This is a genomic window from Rhodovarius sp., from assembly GCF_040399605.1.
Classification (GTDB): Bacteria; Pseudomonadota; Alphaproteobacteria; order Acetobacterales; family Acetobacteraceae; genus Rhodovarius; species Rhodovarius crocodyli_A.
In genome coordinates this window covers 1-17,525 of the sequence record NZ_JBBARU010000014.1, presented here as the reverse complement: position 1 = coordinate 17,525, position 17,525 = coordinate 1, and the positions used below count along the sequence as shown (strand labels likewise).

The 17,525-nt window shown below is 64.6% G+C and carries 16 protein-coding genes; 4 read left to right on the top strand and 12 right to left on the bottom strand.

Features of this window, described 5'->3' with window-relative positions:
• The first annotated feature begins 42 nt into the window (after positions 1–42).
• The 4 genes from ABWP84_RS06410 to ABWP84_RS06395 all read left to right on the top strand — a co-directional run bounded on the left by ABWP84_RS06410 (position 43) and on the right by ABWP84_RS06395 (position 4,429).
• On the top strand, positions 43–1,155 hold the full coding sequence (locus ABWP84_RS06410) for a TRAP transporter substrate-binding protein (protein ID WP_353211179.1): 1,113 nt from the start codon (positions 43–45) through the stop codon (positions 1,153–1,155).
• Positions 1,155–1,703, top strand: a complete 549-nt coding sequence (locus ABWP84_RS06405; RefSeq protein ID WP_353211178.1) for a TRAP transporter small permease subunit — start codon at positions 1,155–1,157, stop codon at positions 1,701–1,703. The genes ABWP84_RS06410 and ABWP84_RS06405 overlap by 1 nt, the downstream gene beginning before the upstream one ends.
• Positions 1,700–3,109 carry a TRAP transporter large permease subunit gene (locus ABWP84_RS06400; RefSeq protein WP_353211177.1) on the top strand — a complete coding sequence of 470 codons (1,410 nt, stop codon included), beginning with the start codon at positions 1,700–1,702 and terminating at the stop codon, positions 3,107–3,109. The genes ABWP84_RS06405 and ABWP84_RS06400 overlap by 4 nt, the downstream gene beginning before the upstream one ends.
• Before the next feature lie 129 nt (positions 3,110–3,238).
• The gene (locus tag ABWP84_RS06395; protein WP_353211176.1) at positions 3,239–4,429 is read left to right on the top strand and encodes a phosphoglycerate kinase; all 1,191 of its coding nucleotides are present in this window, start codon (positions 3,239–3,241) and stop codon (positions 4,427–4,429) included.
• A gap of 44 nt (positions 4,430–4,473) precedes the next feature.
• On the opposite strand, the gene ABWP84_RS06390 is transcribed toward ABWP84_RS06395, so the two are convergent.
• The 12 genes from ABWP84_RS06390 to ABWP84_RS06335 form a co-directional block, all read right to left on the bottom strand.
• Positions 4,474–5,391 (bottom strand): SMP-30/gluconolactonase/LRE family protein, encoded by a 918-nt coding sequence (locus ABWP84_RS06390; protein ID WP_353211175.1) that lies wholly within the window; start codon positions 5,389–5,391, stop codon positions 4,474–4,476.
• A gap of 4 nt (positions 5,392–5,395) precedes the next feature.
• Positions 5,396–6,373: a tripartite tricarboxylate transporter substrate binding protein gene (locus ABWP84_RS06385; RefSeq protein ID WP_353211174.1), complete on the bottom strand. Its 978-nt coding sequence runs from the start codon at positions 6,371–6,373 to the stop codon at positions 5,396–5,398.
• Between the two features lie 75 nt (positions 6,374–6,448).
• On the bottom strand, positions 6,449–7,216 hold the full coding sequence (locus ABWP84_RS06380) for an SDR family oxidoreductase (RefSeq protein ID WP_353211173.1): 768 nt from the start codon (positions 7,214–7,216) through the stop codon (positions 6,449–6,451).
• A gap of 17 nt (positions 7,217–7,233) precedes the next feature.
• The gene (locus tag ABWP84_RS06375; RefSeq protein WP_353211172.1) at positions 7,234–8,019 is read right to left on the bottom strand and encodes a metallophosphoesterase; all 786 of its coding nucleotides are present in this window, start codon (positions 8,017–8,019) and stop codon (positions 7,234–7,236) included.
• A gap of 1 nt (position 8,020) precedes the next feature.
• Positions 8,021–10,633, bottom strand: a complete 2,613-nt coding sequence (locus tag ABWP84_RS06370; RefSeq protein WP_353211171.1) for a CoA transferase — start codon at positions 10,631–10,633, stop codon at positions 8,021–8,023.
• A gap of 5 nt (positions 10,634–10,638) precedes the next feature.
• On the bottom strand, positions 10,639–11,670 hold the full coding sequence (locus ABWP84_RS06365; RefSeq protein WP_353211170.1) for a LacI family DNA-binding transcriptional regulator: 1,032 nt from the start codon (positions 11,668–11,670) through the stop codon (positions 10,639–10,641).
• The gene (locus tag ABWP84_RS06360; protein ID WP_353211169.1) at positions 11,667–12,638 is read right to left on the bottom strand and encodes a dipeptide ABC transporter ATP-binding protein; all 972 of its coding nucleotides are present in this window, start codon (positions 12,636–12,638) and stop codon (positions 11,667–11,669) included. Before ABWP84_RS06360 ends, ABWP84_RS06365 begins: the two co-directional genes overlap by 4 nt.
• On the bottom strand, positions 12,635–13,633 hold the full coding sequence (locus ABWP84_RS06355; RefSeq protein WP_353211168.1) for an ABC transporter ATP-binding protein: 999 nt from the start codon (positions 13,631–13,633) through the stop codon (positions 12,635–12,637). The genes ABWP84_RS06360 and ABWP84_RS06355 overlap by 4 nt, the downstream gene beginning before the upstream one ends.
• Positions 13,633–14,502 (bottom strand): ABC transporter permease, encoded by an 870-nt coding sequence (locus ABWP84_RS06350; protein WP_353211167.1) that lies wholly within the window; start codon positions 14,500–14,502, stop codon positions 13,633–13,635. The genes ABWP84_RS06355 and ABWP84_RS06350 overlap by 1 nt, the downstream gene beginning before the upstream one ends.
• On the bottom strand, positions 14,502–15,443 hold the full coding sequence (locus ABWP84_RS06345) for an ABC transporter permease (RefSeq protein ID WP_353211166.1): 942 nt from the start codon (positions 15,441–15,443) through the stop codon (positions 14,502–14,504). Before ABWP84_RS06345 ends, ABWP84_RS06350 begins: the two co-directional genes overlap by 1 nt.
• 6 nt (positions 15,444–15,449) lie before the next feature.
• Positions 15,450–17,024, bottom strand: coding sequence for an ABC transporter substrate-binding protein (locus tag ABWP84_RS06340; RefSeq protein WP_353211165.1), 1,575 nt, complete (start codon positions 17,022–17,024; stop codon positions 15,450–15,452).
• A gap of 52 nt (positions 17,025–17,076) precedes the next feature.
• Positions 17,077–17,493: a Zn-ribbon domain-containing OB-fold protein gene (locus ABWP84_RS06335; protein WP_353211164.1), complete on the bottom strand. Its 417-nt coding sequence runs from the start codon at positions 17,491–17,493 to the stop codon at positions 17,077–17,079.
• Positions 17,494–17,525 lie beyond the last annotated feature (32 nt).

Sequence of the window (17,525 nt, the reverse complement as noted above, 5' to 3'; positions counted from 1 at the left end):
AGAATTGCGGTGGTATTCCACGTGGCTCGGGAGAAAACGTCCATGCAACGACGCAACATCATGTCGGCTGGTGCAGCTGCCGCGGCTATTCTGCCGGCCCTTGCGACCCCGGCCCTGGCCCAGGCCATGCCGGAAGTGCGCTGGCGCTGCGCCAGCAGCTTTCCGCGCGCGCTTGATACCATCTACGGTGCGGGTGAGCATGTTGCGCGCCGGGTGGCGGCGCTGACCGACAATAAATTCCGCATTCAGGTCTTCCAGGCCGGCGAATTGGTCCCAGGCCTGGCCACGCTGGACGCCGTCCAGGCCGGCACGGTGGAATGCACCCATACCGCCAGCTACTACTTCGTCGGCAAGGATCCGACCTTCGCCTTCGATGGCACCGTGCCCTTCGGGATGAATTTCCGGCAGATCAATTCCTGGCTGATCGCCGGCGGCGGCCGTGAGGTGATGAAGGATTTCTTTGCCACCTATAACGTGCTGAGCATTCCGGCCGGCAATACCGGGGCGCAGATGGGCGGCTGGTTCCGCCGCGAGATTCGCTCGGTGGAAGACCTGCGCGGGTTGAAGATGCGCATCGGCGGCTTTGCCGGCAATGTCCTGGCCAAGCTGGGCGTGGTGGCACAGCAGATCGCCGGCGGCGACATCTACCCGGCGCTGGAGCGCGGCACGATCGACGCCGCCGAATGGGTCGGCCCCCATGATGACGAAAAGCTGGGCTTCCAGCGCGTGGCGCCGTTTTATTACTATCCCGGCTGGTGGGAGGGTGGCCTCAACCTCTCGATGACCATCAACCAGGCAAAGTTCAACGAGCTGCCGCAACTCTACAAGGATGCGCTGGAATCCGCCTGCCGCGACGCCACGATCGAGACCATCGCCAAATACGACAACCAGAACCCGCAGGCGCTGCGCCGCCTGGTCGCCGCCGGCACCCAGTTGCGGCCCTTCCCGCGGCCAGTGATGGAGGCCTGCTACCGCGCCGCCTTCGAACTCTATGACGAGACCGCCGCGCGCAACGCCAATTTCAAGAAGGTCTATGAGCACTTCAAGACCTATCGCGATTCCCAGCTGCAGTGGTTCCGGGTGGCAGAGAGCACCTATGACAACTTCGTCTATGGCATGCAGGCGGCCGAAACCGCGCCGGCGCGCCCGCGCTGATGCAGCCCCTGCTCAGCTTCAGCGCTGCGGTCGATTGGGTCTCCACCCGTTTTGGCCGTCTGGCGGATTGGATGGTGCTGGCGGCCTGCACGGTCTCGGCCGGAAATGCCTTCATCCGCTATGGCATTTCGGTCTCCTCCAATGCTTGGCTGGAGCTGCAATGGTATCTCTTTGCCGGCATGGTGATGCTGGGTGCCAGCTACACCTTGCTGCGCAATGAACATGTGCGGGTCGATCTGGTCTATGGCTGGGTTGGCCATCGTACCCGGCTCTATATTGATATTTTTGGCTTTATCTTTTTTGTACTGCCGGCCATGTGTCTGTTGTTATATATGACCTGGCCGTTCTTCTGGGACAGCTTCATGCGCCAGGAGGGCAGCCCCAATGCCGGTGGCATACTGCGCTGGCCGGTGAAGCTGATCCTGCCGCTGGGTTTCCTCCTGCTGGTTCTTCAGGGCCTGTCGGAATTGATCAAGCGCATCGCCGTGCTGCGCGGCGTGCCGGTCAAGGGCAATGCCTTCCTCGAATACAAGAAGCCCGAACAATGAGCCTCGACATGATGCCGCCGCTGATGTTCGGCGGGCTGGTGCTATTTCTGCTGGCCGGATTCCCGGCGGCGTTCAGCCTCTCAGCTGTGGGGCTGTTCTTCGGATTCCTGTCGATCGAGCTGGGATTCTTCAACCAGGCCTTTCTGGGCAATCTGCCGCTGCGGGTGTTTGGCATTCTCTCGAACGACCTGCTGCTGGCCATCCCGTTCTTCACCCTCATGGGCGCGGTTCTGGAGCGCTGCGGCCTGGCCGAGGATCTGCTGGAAGGCACCGGCCAGCTCTTCGGCAAGATTCCGGGCGGGCTGGCCTATGCGGTGATTCTAGTCGGCGCAGTGCTGGGTGCCATCACCGGCACGGTTGCCGCCTCGGTCATCGCCATGGGCATGATCTCGCTGCCGATCATGATGCGCTATGGCTATGATATGCGGATCGCGACGGGCGTGATCGCAGCGTCCGGCACCATCACCCAACTCATTCCGCCCTCGCTGGTGCTGATCGTGCTGGGCGACCAGCTCGGCAAGAGCGTGGGCGATATGTATGCCGGCGCGATTGGGCCCTCGATCCTGCAGATCGTGCTGTTCATGCTCTTCATCCTGGGTGTGTCGATCTTCGCCCCCCATAAGGTGCCGCCCCTGCCGCCCGAGGCGCTCTCGCCGCGCGGCTGGCCGCTTTACTGGCGGGTGCTGAAGGGCATGGTGCCCTCCATCGTGCTGATCTTTCTTGTGTTGGGCACCATCTTCCTGGGCCTGGCCACGCCGACCGAGGCCGGCGCCATGGGCGCGGTGGGCTCTGTGGGCCTGGCCATGGCGCAGGGCACTTACAGCTGGAAGCTGCTGCGTGAGGCCATGGGCAATACCATGCGCATCACCTCCATGGTCATCTTCATCCTGATCGGCGCCACGGTGTTTTCGCTGGTGTTTCAGGGCGTGGACGGCACGCATTGGATCGAGCACCTGCTGAGCCATCTGCCCGGCGGGCAGACCGGCTTTCTCGTCTTCGTCAATATCTTTGTGTTCTTCCTGGCCTTCTTCCTCGATTTCTTTGAGATCGCCTTCATCGTGGTGCCGCTGCTGGCACCTGTTGCGGCAAAACTGGATATTAATCTGGTGTGGTTCGGCGTGCTGCTCTGCATCAACCTGCAGACCAGCTTCATGCACCCGCCCTTCGGCTTCGCGCTGTTTTACCTCCGCGGCATCGCGCCGAAGGAGGTACTAACCAAGGACATCTATCTCGGCGCCATTCCCTGGCTGGCGCTGCAGATCATCCTTGTTGGCATCGTCATCCTATGGCCCGAGAGCGTGACCTATTGGCTGGATTCCGGAACCGGCGTGGACCCGAGCACGGTGCGTATTGACGTCCCCCTGCCCGACCTGCCGGAAGACGATACGGTGCCCACCTTCCGCTAAGCTGCTGAGGGGGTGGGTGTGGCCCCACCCCCAGGCTGTCTGGAAGCCCTCCGCCGCCAGTGCTACCAGCGGCGGTATCATCTCTCCCAAGTCTCGTCCTTCGAGCCCGTAGCAGGATAGCCAGCATCCATGCCCTTTCGCACCCTTGATGACCTCAATGCCCAGGGGCTGCGCGTGCTGCTTCGCGCAGACCTGAACCTGCCGGTGCGCGATGGCCGCATCACCGACATGACCCGCATCGAGCGCCTCGCACCCACCATTCGAGAATTGTCGCAAAAGGGCGCCCGCGTGGTCGTGTGCAGCCATTTCGACCGGCCAAAGGGCGTGCGCGTGCCCGAGATGAGCCTCAAGCCCATGGCCGTGGCCCTGGCCGAGACGCTCGGTCACGCGGTGGGTTTCGCTGATGATTGCATCGGCCCCGAAGCCGAGGCCGCCATCGCCGCCATGGCAGATGGCGATGTGCTGCTGCTGGAGAATACCCGCTTCCACAAGGGCGAGGAGAAGAACGACCCGGCGATGTCGGCGGCCTTGGCAAGGCTGGCTGATGCCTTTGTGAATGACGCCTTCTCCGCCGCACACCGTGCGCATGCCAGCACCGAGGGCGTGGCCCGGCTGCTGCCCAGCTATGCCGGCCGGCTCATGCAAGCCGAGTTGGAGGCGCTCGACCGCGCATTGCTCAACCCCGCGCGGCCGGTAATGGCCATCGTCGGCGGCGCCAAGGTCTCAACCAAACTGGATTTGCTGGGCAATCTTTCATCCAAGGTGGATGTGCTGGTCATTGGCGGCGCCATGGCCAATACGTTTTTGGCCGCCCAGGGGATGAATCTGGGCAAGAGCCTGCAGGAGGCCGATATGCACGACACGGCGCGGCACATTATGGCCGGCGCAGCGGCGCGTGGATGCAGCATTTTGCTGCCGACGGATCTTGTGGCCGCCGCTGAATTCAAGGCGCATGCGGAACACCGCGTGGTACCGACCGATGGCACGCCCGCCGATATGATGGCGCTGGATGTCGGCCCCGCGACGGTGGCGGCGGTAAAGGCCAAGCTGGCGGAATGCCGCACCCTGGTGTGGAACGGGCCCTTCGGTGCCTTCGAGATCGCGCCATTTGACGCAGCCACCGTGGCGGTGGCGCAAGAGGTGGCGCGGCTGACTGAGGCCGGGAAGCTGGCCAGCATTGGCGGCGGCGGCGATACCGTCTCTGCCCTCAAACATGCCGGCGTGGCCGAGCGGATGACCTATGTCTCCGCCGCCGGCGGCGCCTTCCTGGAATGGCTGGAGGGCAAGGAATTGCCCGGCGTGGCTGCTCTGGCGGTATAGTCAGGCCAGGCTGCCGGGCGTGGGGGAATTCTCCCCGCCCGCCATTAATCCTGAAAATTGAGGCGCAGCCCCGGTTCCGGCCACGGCATTGCCACCAGTTCGCCCTTGCGGGAGAGGGTGATATAGGCCGTTTGCATATCCGGCCCGCCAAAGCAGATATTGGTCGGGTGCGTGTCCGGCATGGCCACCGATCGCACCACCCGCCCATCGGGGGCGAAGACCGTAATCGCACCGGTCAGCATCGTTGTGACGGCAATATTGCCCGAAGCCTCCACGGCCAGGCTATCGAAGCGGCAAAGCTCGCCCATAGTGGCCAGGCTCCGCCCGCCATGCGGTGAGGGAAAACCGGCCTTGCGGATTACGCCCGGTGCCACGAGATCAAACGCCCACAGCCGTGCGGTCTCGGTATCGGCCACATAGAGTGTCTGCTCATCGGGGGAGAGGCCAACACCATTGGGCGAGAGCATAGGGTAGGCCAGTTCTTTGATCGATGAGCCATCCGGCTGCGCATAATACAGCCCGCCATGATCCCTATCGCGCTTGCGCCGTTTGCCCAGATCGGTGAAGTAAAAGCCACCGTGGCGGTCGAAGACGATATCATTCGGCGCGGCCAGCTTGTTGCCGTCACAATCATGATAGATCACCGTGCGGGCGCCGGTCACAGGGTCCACCCGCTCGATCGATCCGCCATTATAGTCCTTCGAGGGGCCCTGGCCGGCGAAATGGCCGGGCTCATAATGGCTGCCGCCATTGTTGCAGAGGTAGAGCAAGCCATCGGGCCCCATGGCGAGGCCATTGGGGCCACCCCCGGCCGGGCCGAGCACGCTATAGCCGCCAGCGGCATCCACCCGGGACACCCGCCCACTATTCAGCTCAACAAAGATGACAGAGCCATCGCGCATGGCCACTGGGCCCTCAGGAAAGCCCAGGCCTGCGGCAAGTGTCCTGATATCGTTGCTCATAACCTCACATCCTCAACCCAAGATCACGCACGACCAGGCGCTGCTCCTCCAGCGTGGCCGGCAGGCTGGCGGCGTAATCCGCACTGTTGAGATAGGCCAGTGGCATATCCATCCGCTCCAGCAGCGCCAGATGCTGCGGGTCATGCAACGCGCGATGCAGCGCATCATGCAGGATGCGGGTGATGCCGGGGTCCATCCCCTTGGGCGCCACCAGCCCATAGGGCGAGGTATGCGCTACATCGATGCCGGACTCGCGCAAGGTGGGCACGGTGGGGAAGCGGGCAATGCGCTGCTCACCGAAGGAGACCAGCAGCCGCAATTGGCCATTTTGCACCATCTCGGCCCAGAGGCTGGAGGAGGCCACCGCATCGAGATTGCCGCCCAGCAGCGCCTGCACATCATCGCCGCCGCCGCGGAAGGGAATATGCACCCAATCCAGCCCCGCACTGCGCGCCACCTGCTCCATGGCAACATGCTGGGTGGTGCCCACGCCGGCCGTGCCAAAGCTCACCTTGCCGGGATTGGCCTTCACGTGAGCGACGAATTGCGCCCAGCTCTGCCAAGGTGAATCGGGGCGCACCACCACACCATAGGAATAGCCCACGAGGCGGATGACAAAGCTGAAATCGCGCAGCGCATCATAGGGCGGACGCTGCATCATGAAGGGTACGCGCAGGGCCGAGTTGTGCAGTTGCGTCAGCAAATAGCCATCGCCCTGCGCCTCACTGGCCAGAAGCTGCGCGCCGAGGATGCCGCTGGCGCCGGCTCGGTTCTCGATGATGATAGGCTGGCCCAGATGGCGCGTGGCGATCTGCGCCAGCGAGCGCAATTGGATATCGGCTGCGGCACTCGCAAGCCATGGGACAATGAGGCGAATGGGCCGGGAGGGGAATTCACGCTGCGCCAGTGCAGGGCTGGCCAGCAGCAGGCCCGTGGCACCAAGAATGGCGCGCCGGAAAAGCGGTTGATGATTGTGGTTCATGGCCGTGTCCTCGTGATGATGATGGGCGCATCACCTATGGCGATGCGCAGGCAGGCGATATCCGCTCGCATGCCATCAGGGCATTTGCAGGCCGCCATTGACCTCAATGATCTGCCCGGTGATGAAGCCGGCCATCTCACTGGAAGCCAGAAAGAGATAGGCGCCCACACACTCGTCAACCGTGCCGATGCGCCGCATGGGCGTCAGTTTGATCGAGGCCTCCAATTGATGCGCGGGCTGCGTCTTGGCCTGATTGGGCTTGCCGATCACGCCCGGTGCTATGGCATTCACCCTGATGCCATGCCGCGCCACCTCCTTAGCCAGCCCGCGGGTGAAGTTCGACACAAAGGCCTTCGAGGCGGCATAAAGCGTTGATTTGCTGCCGCCACCATTGCGTGCCGCGAGCGAGGTGGTGGAGATGATGCAGCCACCACCGGCCGCATCCATCAGCGGGATAGCGGCACGCGAGCAGGCGAAGACCGAGCGCGCATTGAGGTTCACGATCTCATCGTAAAGCGCATCATCAATGTCGCGCAGCGGGTGGCGCTTCACCACGCCGCCGGCATTGTTCACCAGCACATCCAGGCCGCCCAATGCGGCATGGGCATCCTGCACCAGCGTCGTGCAAGCCTCGACCGAGCGAACATCGGCCTGCAGCACAATGGCTGATCCGCCCGCGGCCTGGATCTCGGCAGCAAGCACTTCGGCCGCCTCGCGGCTGGCATTGCAGTGAATGGCAACCCGCGCCCCCTGCGCCGCAAAGCCGCGCGCCACCGCCGCGCCAATGCCGGTGGAAGCCCCTGTGACGAGAACCGCCTTGTCCTGTAAATCCGTGATGCGCATCTGTGTTTCCCCGTTCCTCAGGCTTGCTGCCAGGGCCGTGGCAATGCCCCAAGCCAGCGATTTGCTTCACCGGGCCACCAGGGGGCGCCATCCACGCCCAGGGCCCATCCGGCCCCCACGCCCTGCACATGCAGGCCATCCTCGGCGCGGGCGCGGTAGCAGACATGGTGATGGCCATGGATGACAAGGCGCGCGCCCATCATGCGGGCCAGATCATCGAGCATGGCGGCGCCCTGCGGGTGGCTTGATGGCGCCTCATGCGCCACCAGCACATCGGCACGCAGCCCCGCCAGGGCATCGTAATCCTCGGGCCAGATTGCCATGGCGGCGAGGGCATGGGCCATCGCCTCGCGCTGCGCCTGGGTCCAATCATCGCCCAGGGTGGCCACGTCATCGGCCAATTCATCGCGGGAATGCAGCCGGCGCGGAAGCGGCGGCTCCCACACCCGGCGGCGAAAGGTGCCACTCAGGCCGGCGATACGCAGCCCGCCAATCTCGCGCACGCAGCCATTCAGCCGGCCGGCATGGGTGCGCGGGTTGCGCGCCGGCTCGCTCAGATTGGCCCACATCTCGGGGCCGCCATCATAATCGTGATTGCCGCAAATCCAGTGCACGGCAATGCCGGCATCGAGCAGCGGTGCCGCCACCTCATCCAGCGGGCGGTCACATTCGATATCGCCCAGCAGCACGGCCGCATGCGGCAGCCGCGGCAATTGCGCCAGGCCGCGCATGATATGGTGCCATTGGCGGTGGATATCGCCGATGAACACCACATCCTGCGGGCCGGGCGCGCCATCGGCCATGTCAGATCACGCCTTCAGCGGCCAGGGTGGCGACCTCGGCGGCGGAATAGCCCAGCATCTCGCCTAGGATGCGGGCATTATCCTCGCCATAGCCCGGCGCGCCGCGATCAATGATGCCGCCGCTATAGGGCGGGGTGGCGGAGAGCTTCATCGGCAATTCGGTGACAGGCCATTGGCCGATCTTCGTGCCTGTCACTTCGGTGAACCAGTTGAGCGCGGCGAGTTGTGGGTCATGCTCAACCCGGTCTTCGGCATTTTGGCAGACGCCGGCCGCAACGCCCGCCTTCTGCAAGGCATCCATGCAGGCATAGGCATCCTGGCCCTGGGTCCATTCGGTCACTGCCGCATCCAGGGCATCGTGGTGCAGGAGGCGGCTTTGCAGGGTGGCAAAGCGCGGGTCGCTCAGCCAGCCTGGCCGCTGCGCCACCCGGGCCAGCGCCTGCCACTCGGCGTCATTAAAGACGGCGATGGCAATCCAGCGATCAGTGCCGGCGCAACGATATGCGCCATGCGGCGCGGCCGGCTTATAGGGTGAACGGTTGCCGATGCGCGACCAGACGCGCCCATTGGCAGACCAGTCGAGTACCGGAACGCCGCCGAGAAAAATCCCGGACTCGCATTGTGAGGAATCGATCCATTGCCCCTGCCCGGTGCGGTCGCGATGGAACAGCGCACCCATAATACCGGTGGCAAAACTATAGGCGCCAATCCAATCAAGGAAGGAATAGCCCCAACCGGCCGGCATAGCCGGCTCGGGCATGCCCGACATTTCGGAAGTGCCGGCGAATGCCGCGGCAACAGGGCCAATGGTGCGGAAACGCCCATAACTGCCCACGCCGCCCATGCCCGATTGCTGAATGTAAATAATGTCCGGCCGCAGCGATTTCAGCACATCATAGCCCAGGCCCAGGCGTTGCAGCACACCAGGCGAGAAGCCCTCGGCCACCACATCGGATTGCGCGATCAGCCGCCGCGCGATCTCCAGCCCCTTGGGGTGGCGGATATTGAGCGACATGCCGCTCTTGCCGGAGTTCTTGTTGTTGAACTGCCCGCCCATATCGGCATCGGTCACGCCCTTGAGCGGGCCGGTTGCCGCCCTGCGGGCCGCACGCCCGCCCACCGGCGACATGGCGGCAAGGCGGGTATCAGGATTGTCCTTCCACTCCACCTTGATGACCTCGGCGCCCAGCGCTGCGGCAAAGCGGGTTCCCCCGGCCGAGGCGAGGAACCAGGAGAAATCAAAGATCCGCACGCCCTGCAATGGAAACGGCTTGTTCAGGGGGGAAAGCCGGGCGGGTGCGGCGGCGCGCGGCCTGGCCGGCTGGGTCAGCCTTGGGCGGGGTTCCAGCGCACCCATCACGGCGGTTGTATCCTCGCCCAACAGGGGCGCACGGCGGCCGGCCTGCCAACTCGTTCCGGTCGAGAGCCAGCGGCTCACCGGATAATGGAAGCTGCGGCCATGCTCGGGGTGCTCTACCTCGGCGAAGGTGCCGCGGGTTTGCCAATGCACATCCGCCACATTTTCCTGCGGCTTGCGCAGCGGCGCCCAGAGCAGCCCGGCATCCTGCGCCTCACGCCAGGGCATGCTGTCATAGCGATGGGCGCGGATGAAGCGCTGGACGATTTCCAGAACATGCGCCTTGCTCTCGTCATTGGCGCCCGAGCCGGGGACGTTGCGCGCCTTGGTATCCGCCTCCGCACTCGGCAAGGCCAGATCAGCCTGCATCCCGTATTTGGCTAGGAAGGGCACGAGATTCGTCTGGTCACGCACCGAGACGCCGGTGGCGATATACCAGCGGCCATCCTTGGTATGGCCAATGGAGGGCACATGGGTGGGGTTCTCGATCGCGTGGCGGCAGGTCTGCCGATAGAGCGGCGCGTGCCGCATCACCCAGGACATCACATCAAGCTCGGTGTTCTTCGACACGGCGTCATGGATGGCGACGCTGATATCCTGGCCTTCGCTGGTGTGCAGGCGGTGCGTCAGGGCGGCGATGATGCCGACCACCGCCTGATCGCCGGCGATGTGATAGGCGTGCCAGAGCTGCGGCGCGATGGGTGGCATATCGTAATGCCGCGCCGGATCAGGGTCATAGCCGCAATTCATCATGATGCCGCCAAGCGCGAGATGCACCAGATCCGACGCCTTGTGGTCCTTCCATGGCCCCACATCGCCGAAAGGCGTGATGCGGGTGGTGATCAGGCCGGGAAAGACCCCGGCGATGGCACCGGGCTCCACACCCAAGGCGCGCGCCACGGCGCCGCTGCTGGCATCGAGCAGGATATCGGCCGAGGCGAGCAGCCTGCGGAAATCCGCGATGCCAGACGGCGTCTGCAAATCCAGCATCACCGAGCGCTTGCCGCGATTGTAGTTCCAGAAATGCAGCGAGCGCTCGTCCCCTGGCTCATCATTGAGGAAGGGCCCGATATGCCGCGTGGGCGAGCCTGACGGCGCCTCGACCTTGACCACATCCGCACCCAACCCGGCCAAAGTGAGGCCGACATATTCGCCCGTCTCATCCGCCACCTCGATGACCCGAATCCCGGCGAGCATGCCGGGCAGGTGAGCCGCATCCTGGCGGGGCAGCGGGCCGGTGGTCTGAGGATTGGTCATTCGGTCTAGTCCTTGCGGTGGGGTGGCGCGGTGGTGCCGCGCACCACGAGTTCCAATGGGAGTTCAGCCGGCAGGCCAATCGGGCGATCACCAACACGGGCCAGCAGGTATTCGGCGGCCAGGGTGCCAATGCTGCGCTTGGGTGTGCGGATGGTGGTGAGCGGTGGATGGAGATGCCCGGCCATCTCCAGATCGCCGACACCGACAATGGAGAGTTGCCGTGGCACGCGAATGCCCTGCGCCTGCGCCTCAAGCAGCAGGCCCAGCGCCACGATATCATTATTGGCCGCCAGCGCCGTGGGCATGGGGCCGCGCTGTTGCATCTCACGGAAGGCGGCGCGCACCGCATCGATCCGGTAGCTGGTATAGACAACCCGCTCCGCCGGCAGCGGAAGGCGATGGCGGCGCATCGCGGCCCTGATGCCGGCGATGCGCGCGCGCACCCGGTCATTATGCCCCGTCAATCCGGCGATCACGCCAATATCGCGATGCCCCAGCCCGACCAAATGGTCCACCACAATCCGGGCCAGCGCCGCATTGTCGTAGCCGATGGTGGGGTATGGGCTGGCTTTGGGCGGCGCCCAGGTCTGCACGAAGGGGGTGCCGGATGCTGCCAGCAAATCATAAAGCGCCTTGCCATGCGACACGCCAACCAGCATGAGGCCATCCACACCACGCTCTACCATGGTGCGCACATTGCGGTACTCGACCGCCTCATCATACTCGAAGGTGGCCAGCAGCATGGTGTAGCCATCGGCCTCCAGCCGGTGCTGGAAGGCGCTGATCGCCTCGGAGAAGATGGTATTGGCGAGGGTGGGGACCACAGCGCCCAGCACGCGCGAGCGGCGCGAGGCCAGCGCACGGGCCGCACCATGCGCAACATAACCGAGTGTCCGGGCGGCATTGTCCACCCTGGCCCGCAATTCCGGGCTGACGAGGCCTGGGGTATTGAGCGCGCGGGAGACGGTGGCCGCGGAGACCCCCGCCATCCGCGCCACCTCCTCCAGCCGCACCTTCGGCCGCGCCGCTATGCTCACGCCGGGGCCCGAAGATGGCAGGCCACGGCATGGCCGGAAGCGTCCGCCAGCAAGGGCGGCTCAGCCTCGCGGCACCGGGCCACGGCAATCGGGCAGCGGGTGTGAAAGCGGCAACCCGGTGGTGGATTGATTGGGCTGGGCACATCGCCGCGGAGCACCACGCGCTTGCGCCGCAGCCGTGGATGGGCGACCGGAACCGCCGCGAGCAGCGCCTCCGAATAAGGATGGCGCGGTGCTTCGAAAAGCGATTGGCGCGGCGCAATCTCCACGATCTTGCCCAGATACATCACCGCCACGCGATGGCTGATATGCTCCACCACGCCCAGATCATGCGCGACGAAGAGGTAGCTGAGTTTGAGCTCCTCCTGCAGATCGACCATCAGATTGATGACCTGCGCCTGCACTGAGACATCCAGTGCGGAGACCGGCTCATCGCCGATGATGATGCTGGGGCCCAGCGCCAGCGCACGGGCGATGCCGAGGCGCTGGCGCTGGCCGCCGGAGAATTCATGCGGGTAATTCCCCCGCTGGTCCGGCCGCAGGCCAACGCGCGCGAAGAGCGCGGCCACGCGCTCCTGCTGCTCGGCCCGGCTGCCGATGGCGAAATTGATCAGGGGCTCCTGCACGATATCCCCCGCGGTCATGCGCGGATTGAGCGAAGAATATGGGTCCTGGAAGATGACCTGCATGCGCCGGCGCTTGGCGATCATCCCGACGCGGTCGAGCGCCGTAATGTCCTCACCCTCCAGGATGATCTGCCCGGCGCTGGGCTCCACCAGGCGCAGCACGGATTTGCCCACGGTGGATTTGCCGCATCCGCTTTCGCCCACCAGGCCCAAAGTTTCGCCCGGAGCAATGCTGAAGCTGACGCCATCCACCGCACGCACATGGCCTATGGTGCGCCCAAAGAGGCCACCACGAATGCCGTAATGCTTGACCAGGCCTTCCACCTGCAGGACCGGTGTCATACCCCTGCCTCCTGGCTAGCGGTCACCCAGCAGGCCACCGAATGGGTGCCACCCACGCTGACAATGGGCGGCGCGGTGATGCGGCATTGATCGGTGGCGAGATCACAGCGCGGCGCAAAGGCACAGCGGGCCGGGCGGGCATTGAGCGCCGGCACCACGCCGGCAATTTCGTTCAGCCGGCCCCGATGCCCCTGCCCCCCGCTCAAATGCGGCATGGCCGCCATCAGGCCGCGGGTATAGGGATGGGTTGGCGCGTCGAAAATCTCCTCGACGCTGCCTTCCTCCACCTTATGGCCGGCATACATAACGAGCACGCGCTCGGCCATTTCCGCCACCACGCCCAGGTCATGGGTGATCAGAATCACCGCCGTGCCTGTCTGCTCCTGTAACTCCCGGATCAGGTCGAGAATCTGCGCCTGGATGGTCACATCGAGTGCGGTGGTCGGCTCATCGGCCAGCAGCAGGCGGGGGCGGCAGGCGAGGGCCATGGCGATCATGATCCGCTGCCGCATGCCGCCGGAGAGTTGGTGAGGGTATTCATGCAGGCGGCGCTCGGGCTCCGGAATGCGCACCTGGCGCAGCATCTCCAGCGCGCGCGCCATGCAGTCATCCCAGGCGAGCCCCTCATGCACCATCACCGTCTCGGCGATTTGCCGGCCAATGGTCAGCACCGGGTTCAGGCTGCTCATGGGCTCCTGGAAAATCATCGAGATCGCGCGGCCGCGAATACCGCGCATTTCCGCATCGCTGATCCGCGCCAGGTCCTGATTATCGAGCAGCACCCGGCCGGCGCCGATCCGCCCATAGGGGCGCGGCAGCAGCCGCAGGATGGACAGCGCGGTGAGGCTCTTGCCGCAACCGGATTCGCCCACGATGCACAGCGTCTCGCCACGGCGCACGGTGAAGGAGAGATCATCCACCGCGACAATGGGCGCGCCCTCGCCGGTGGCGAATTCGGTGCGCAGCCCCTCAACGGCGAGAACCACCTCCGCCATCACAACCGCCGCGCCAGGCGCGGGTCCAGCATATCGCGCAGGCCATCGCCGAGGATATTGATGGAGAGCACCATCAGCGCCAGGAAGACGCTGGGGAAGAGGATGTTCCAGAAGGCGATCTGCACATAAAGCCGCCCCTCGGCGATGATGTTCCCCCAGCTCGGCACCTCCGGCGGCGTGCCGACACCCAGGAAACTCAAATAGGATTCCACCAGCACGGCGGAGGCGGCGATATAGGTCGCCTGCACGGTCAGCGGCGCCAGGGTATTGGGCAGGATATGCTTGAGCATGAGGCGGGGAAAACGGGTGCCGATGGCCGTTGCTGCCTCGATATAGACCTGCTCACGCACCGTCAGCACCACCGCGCGCACCAGGCGCACCACGCGTGGAATTTCCGGGATGGTGATGGCGACAATAACCACCCCGACGCTGGCCCGGGTGAGCGACATGAGCGCGATGGCGAGCAAAATGCCGGGAATGGCCATCAGCCCGTCCATCACCCGCATCAGTATGGCATCGGCCAGGCGGAAATAGCCGGCCACCACACCGATGAGCAGGCCGATCAGCGTGCTCGCAACGGCCACGGCTATGCCGATGGCGAGCGACACCCGCCCACCATGCAGGGTGCGGCTGAACAGGTCGCGCCCATAGGCATCAGTGCCGAACCAGTATTCCTCGTTGGGCGGCTGCAGCCGGTCGACCACATTCATCTCGAATGGGTCATGCGTGGTGATCCATGGCGCGGCCAGCGCCGTCGCCACCAGGGCGATCAGCATGAGCGCGCCGAAGCTGGGCAGTGGATAGCGCCGCATGCGCCGCAACAGGCCCACAGGCTTGCGCGGCGGGGCCGCGGTGAGAGTCGCGCTCATCAGAACCTAATCCTCGGGTCGAGCAGCGGATAGGCGAGGTCAATCGCCAGATTGACCAGCACATAGACGGTGGCGATCACCAAGATGACGCCCTGGATGATGGGATAATCGCGCTGCAGCACGGCCTCGATCGTTAGCCGGCCAATGCCTGGAATGGCGAAGACACTTTCGGTGACGACAACGCCGCCAATCAGCAATGCGAGGCCGGTGCCTATCGTCGTGACAATCGGCACGGCGGCGCTTTTGAGTGCGTGCAGCAGCAGCACCCGCGGCTCCGCCAGCCCCTTGGCGCGGGCGGTGCGGATGAAATCCTCATTGAGTGTTTCCAGCATTGTCGCGCGGGTGATGCGGGCCAGCAGCGCCATATAGACCAGTCCCAGCGTGATCGTCGGCAGCACCAGATGCGACGCGAAGCGCATGGGGTCCTCAGCGAAGCTGACAAAGCCTTGCACTGGCAACCACTCAAGTTCGAGCGACAGCCCGATCACCAGGCCATAGCCGATGAGAAACACCGGCACCGAGAAAGCCAGCACCGACAGCGCCATAATGGTCTGATCCACCCATGAGCCCGCCCGCCACGCCGCCAGCACGCCCATGGGAATGGCCAGCAGCATGGCGAAGACCATGGTCGTCAACGCCAGAGCCACAGTGGGTTCAACCCGCTCCACGATCAGCCCCAGCACCGGGCGGCTCAGATAGATTGAATTGCCAAGGTCGCCGCCCAGCAACTGCATCGCCCAGAGGATAAATTGCTGCAGCAATGGCCTATCAAGGCCCAATTGCTCGCGGATCATCGCGATATCTTCCAGCGAGGCATTGTCGCCAGCGATGATCGCGGCCGGGTCACCCGGGCTCAGCCGCAGCAGCAGGAAGACGACAATGGCCACCACGCCGAGGACCGGAATGGTCGCCAAAATCCGGCGCGTGACATAGGACCACATGATCGTTCAGCGCTTCTCGATGTTCCAGTAGACCGGCATGCCTGCCGCGACGATCCCCTGGACATTCGCCCGCACCGCAATGGGCTGGGTGTATTGGCCATAAGGGATATAGGGCAGCGATTCCCAAGCACGGCGGTGGATGCGCTCCAGGATGGGACGCCGGGCGGCAGGGTCACTCTCACGCGCCCAATCCGCCACCATGGCGTCGAGTTCCATGTCGCAGGCCCAGCCGGGATTGGCCCGCTCGCAGCGCGAGTTGAACCAGATGTTTGAGACCGGTGCTGCGGTATCCGGCCCGCCATGGGTGGTGATGAAGAGGTGATAGCCGCCCTGCTCCGGCGGGTTGCGGCTGGCCCGGCGCGAGAGCAGCGTGCTCCAATCCATCGCCTGGACATCCACATTCACGCCCGCCCGGCGCAGGCTCTGCACCAGCACCATGGTGGCGGCATTGTACTGCGCCCGGTCGGTGGGCTGCATCACCACGATGCGCTCGCCATTATAGCCGGCCTCGCGCAGCAATTCCCGCGCGCGGTCGATATTGGGCCGCATGAAAGCCTCGCTGCCCACGGCGGTGTCATTGCCCGACCCGCACTGGAAGAAGGCGCCGCAGAAATTCTGATAGAGGCGCGGATTGCCCACGACCACCCGCATATAGTCTTCCTGCCGCACCAGATGCGCCAGCGCCTGGCGCGCCCGCGGGTCATTGAAGGGCGGGAAGAGGTGGTTCGGCCGGATCAGCCCCTGGGTGCCGAGCGTATCGATACTGACGATGCGGATATTGCGGTTGCGCTCCATGCTGGCGATGAAATCCAGCGGCGGCGCCTCGTAATAGTCGATCTCACCCGCATTCAGCGCCGCCAGCGCGGTGTTCTGGTCGGGGATATAGAGCCACTCGATGCGCTCCATCAGCGGCCGCTTGCCGCCGGACATATAATCGGCCGGCTCGGCCCGCGGCACGTAATCGGGGTTGCGGCGATAGACCACGCGGTTGCCTGGCCGCCACTCATCGCGCACGAAGATGAAGGGACCCGAACCGATCGTCTCCGTCACCTGCGTATTGGGCGGCGTCATCGCAATGCGCTCAGGCATGATGAAGGCGGGGGTGGAGGCTTTGGCCAGGGTTTCGATCACGAGGCCCCAGCGCTCACGCAGGCGGATTTCAAAGGTCCGCTCGTCGGTGGCTTCGATGGCGCTCGTCACCGAGCCCAAGCGCTGGCCCATCGCGTCGCGCGCCATCCAGCGCCGCAGCGAGGCCACGGCATCTGCCGCCCGCACCGGCGAGCCATCATGGAAGCGAAGTCCTTCGCGGAGTTTGATCCGATAGACGAGGCCATTCTCCAGCACCTCGTGCCCCTCGGCCATTTGCGGCAACGGCTCGAAGCGCGAATTCATGGCGTAGAGTGTGTCGTAGATCAGATAGGCGTGGCGATTGGTGATGAAGGCGGTGGTCCAGACCGGATCAAGAATCTGCAGATTGGCATGCACCACCACGCGCAGCGTCGTCGCACGGTCCTGCGCGATGGCAATCCCCGGCACGGCCAGGCCCAGCAACAGGGCCACCATCAGAATGAAGCGCTTCATTGATCTTCTCCCTTTGTAGCCCCGGCGCTGTCCCGCGCCTTGCTTGGGCCTGTCAGTCGCAGATGCGGAATTTAGGCAGCGTCAATTCATCATCCACCTTCTCGAACACCACCTCGACGGCGGCGCCGATGGTGATCTGCTCGGGCTCAACTCCCACGAGGTTGCTCACCAGCAGCGGCCCCTCATCGAGGCCGACGAGGCAGACGATATAAGGCAGGTCGTCACGAAAACTGTCCCAATAGGCGCGGTGGAAGCGCACCCAGGAGAGCAGCTTGCCCTTGCCGGAAACCTCTGCCCAGACCTGATCCTCAGAGAGGCATTTGGGGCAGACCGGGGAGCCGGGAAAATGCGAATGGCCACAGGCCCGGCAGGCCTGGATGGAGAGCTTGCCGGCACGGGCATTGTCCCAAAAACCCCTGGAGACATTGTCAATCTTCGGGCGCGGCTTGGCAGCGATGGCGGTTTGCATCGGAAGCTCCTTCAACCTGGCGTATAGATGAT